This is a genomic window from Mucilaginibacter dorajii, assembly GCF_024808255.1.
GTDB lineage: Bacteria > Bacteroidota > Bacteroidia > Sphingobacteriales > Sphingobacteriaceae > Mucilaginibacter > Mucilaginibacter dorajii.
Genome location: NZ_JANTYS010000054.1, coordinates 1 through 1,519, shown reverse-complemented (window position 1 = coordinate 1,519; position 1,519 = coordinate 1). Strand labels below are relative to the sequence as shown.

At 46.1% G+C, this 1,519-nt stretch carries 1 protein-coding gene; it reads left to right on the top strand.

The annotated features are described in order from the left end of the window. Positions 1-258 precede the first annotated feature (258 nt). Positions 259-1,347, top strand: coding sequence for a serine hydrolase domain-containing protein (locus tag FHS10_RS29215; protein ID WP_259097794.1), 1,089 nt, complete (start codon positions 259-261; stop codon positions 1,345-1,347). The last annotated feature ends 172 nt before the right edge of the window (positions 1,348-1,519 follow it).

Here is a 1,519-nt window from a genome sequence, read left to right as displayed (position 1 = left end):
CTGTATAGTTCATCTTAGGACTAACAGAATACCTTGTATAGTATTTACAGGATTTACTCACAAATCTGTATAGCTATTTCCGGACGGGTCAGGGTAGGCTACTACTGTGCGCATACGAACTGGCATTGTATCGATAATGGACGGTCAAGGATAGGTTTAACTCTTAAATATTTGTAAATCAGATAAATAGCTACTTGGCATGGGATTGGAATATGCTGAAACAGACCAGTTTAAATCGCCAACTTTATAATCCATCAGATGAAAAAAATAACACTGTTGCTTCTTTGTATTTATGGTGTAAGCCAGGCAGGAGCACAAACCGGGGCAAGCCCCGTTAAGCCGAAAGACAGCATTGACACCGTCATTGCGCGGGAAGCCAGGGTTTTCCTGCAATCAAAAGCTGCGGTAGGGGTATCTGTCGGGTTCTACCATAACGGCCGGCTCTATACCTATAATTACGGCTCCGTAAGCAAAGATGCACAGCACTTACCCACGGCGCATACCATATACGGTATAGGCTCAATCAGTAAAACATTCGCGGGTTTACTATTGGCAAAGGCCGTTACAGAAAATAAAGTAAAACTGGATGACGATATCCGAAAATACCTTGACGGGGACTATCCCAACCTGGAATATAAAGGGCACCCGATTAAGCTGTTTCACCTGATCTCCCACGTGTCCAGGCTGCCCAATTGGCTTTCTGACCAAGCTGAAAAACCTGGCTATACCCGTGACGATTTTTATCGTGACCTGCACCAGTTAAAAATTGATACCCTACCCGGCGTGAAGTTTCTATATTCCAGTGCCGCCGTCCAGTTACTGGGGTATATCCTGGAAAAAGTATATCATCAGACCTTCGGGGAATTGTTGCGGGAAAAAATCACCGGCCCTCTACAGATGAAGGACACCCGGATTGTCCTGACCGCCCGTGACAGAGAACATGCAGCCAAAGGCTATACCAAGGTGGGTATGTTTGATCCCAACGAGTACAACTATATGCAGGGTGCAGGCGGCCTTAAATCCACAGCCAGCGACCTGCTGAAATATATGGTTTACCAGATGAATGAAGAAGACCCGGCTGTGATCTTGTCGCATAAGGAAAGCTGGGGCTTTGATATGGGAGGCGGCAACCACTATTCCTGCGCGCTGAACTGGCAGGTCATTAAAGTTGCCTCGGGGCCGCGTCGCATCTCCCAGGATGGCAACCTGGTGAATTGCAGCGGTGTAGTTACGTTTTCCCCCGAATTGAAGACCGGTATTGTGGTACTGACCAATTCAGATAATATTGATGCCGTATCTAAATGCTCTGACGATATTTTAAAAGCATTGGCACCGGCTATGTATTAGTCCTTTAAAGGGCAACGAAAAAGCATGATGAAAATCCCTGGTTTTGTCATTATTCTGTACAGCCGCGTGATTATTTGCCTGACTCGTCCGGGAAAAACTATACACTAAAAAGAAGTGTATGAAAACAGAAGACGATCAAACAGCGCCCATAATTCGCTTTCACGAGCGGGGC

Coding starts and splice junctions, on each gene's coding strand:
- FHS10_RS29215 (WP_259097794.1), top strand. CDS start 259: ATGAAAAAAATAACACTGTTGCTTCTTTGTATTTATGGTGTAAGCCAG.